The following is a 1,464-nucleotide window of genomic DNA, read 5'->3' as shown; positions in this document are numbered from 1 at the left end:
CGTGCGTATGCGATCTCGCCGAACTCGCCAACGTCTCCCAGCCCACCGTGTCCCACCACTTGAAAGTACTCAAAGAGGTTGACGTCCTCACGGCACAGCGGCGCGGTACGTGGGTTTGGTACCGGATCACACCCGGCCGGCAGCAAGCAGTCACGGCGCTACTCGAATCTTTCGCCCCGGTCGCACTGGCAAGGCCGCTGGATACCCAGTCAGCGGACGTGGTGCGCCCGGACTTTGACGCCCGAGTGACCCGACTCGCTGACGAACTCGCCGCAGAAGTACCCGAGCTCGACGCACAGATCGTTCGCTCCATCGTGCGTGAGTCCTACACAGCGCTCGTCAGCACCGCACGAGTGACCACTGCGCTCATCCCACTCACCGAACGGTTCGCCCGCCAACGCATCAGCGACCTCACGAAACAACACGACACATCCGCACCTCAAGTGCTGTTTGTCTGCGTCGCAAACGCCGGTCGTTCCCAGCTCGCCGCAGCACTCGTGAATCAGATCTCGGACGGACGCGTCATCGCTCGCTCGGCAGGGTCACAACCGGCCCATGTAATCCACCCACACGTGCGATCACTGATCGCTGACATCGAAGGGGAAAGTGCCGCAGCTGACCGGTTCCCAAAACCCCTCACCGACGATGCGATTCGTGCGGCAGACGTGGTGATCACGATGGGGTGCGGAGATGTATGCCCCATCATCCCGGGCGTCCGTTACGAGGACTGGGCCGTGGGCGATCCCGCTCTCGCATCCGACGCGGGCGTGCAAGCCATCCGGGATGACATTGCCGCCCGAGTTCGCACCCTCGTCGACGACCTCACCCACTAACCAACTATCTGGAGCGACGCATTTATGACTGACACCAATAAGCCCTCCGTACTGTTCGTCTGTGTCCATAACGCTGGTCGGTCCCAGATGGCCGCAGGATTCCTGCGCGACATCGCCGGAGACCGCATCGAGGTTCGATCGGCCGGCTCGATGCCAGCCGATCAAATCAACCCAATGGCCGTCGCCGCGATGGCGGAACTCGGTATCGACATCACTTCTGAGCAGCCCAAAGTACTCACCACAGAAGCGGTACAGGCCTCTGACGTTGTTATCACAATGGGCTGCGGTGACGCCTGCCCGTTCTTCCCCGGGAAACGTTACGAGGACTGGAAGCTTGATGATCCGACCGGGCAGGATCTTGACTCAGTACGACCCATCCGTGACGAGATCCGTACACGTATCAGTCAGCTTGTGAGTGAATTGGTGTAGCTCACAAACCCTAGAAGCGACCGTTCGTGAGGAGCAGCATAGGTTGTCACGGCGCACCGCAGGATAAGAGGTACCTTCTTCGCGACGCTAGATCGCCGGCTTGGGGGGGTAAGGCCCGTTGGAGCTCGCGGTACACCGTGGCGCGAGAGATATCGAACAGTTCGGCGAGCTCCGTCTGCGTATGGGTGCCAGCCGCGTGAGT

The 1,464-nt window shown here is 61.1% G+C and carries 3 protein-coding genes; 2 read left to right on the top strand and 1 reads right to left on the bottom strand.

Annotation, left to right across the window (positions count from 1 at the left end):
* Together AB0O71_RS15425 and AB0O71_RS15420 are read left to right on the top strand one after the other, a co-directional pair.
* Positions 1 to 833 (top strand): metalloregulator ArsR/SmtB family transcription factor (locus tag AB0O71_RS15425; protein ID WP_363746727.1); only part of this gene is annotated, 833 nt, incomplete at its 5' end.
* A gap of 24 nt (positions 834 to 857) precedes the next feature.
* Complete coding sequence (locus tag AB0O71_RS15420; protein ID WP_363746725.1) at positions 858 to 1,262, top strand: arsenate reductase ArsC; 405 nt, start codon at positions 858 to 860, stop codon at positions 1,260 to 1,262.
* Between the two features lie 46 nt (positions 1,263 to 1,308).
* Here the strand turns inward: AB0O71_RS15420 and AB0O71_RS15415 are convergent.
* Positions 1,309 to 1,464, bottom strand: a 156-nt coding sequence (locus tag AB0O71_RS15415; RefSeq protein ID WP_363746728.1) for a helix-turn-helix domain-containing protein, incomplete at its 5' end; no start/stop codon positions are given.

Source organism: Leucobacter sp. NPDC077196 (genome assembly GCF_040687075.1).
Taxonomy (GTDB): Bacteria; Actinomycetota; Actinomycetes; order Actinomycetales; family Microbacteriaceae; genus Leucobacter.
Note: the sequence above shows the minus strand (reverse complement) of the source record. Positions and strands in the feature narration are given on the sequence as shown.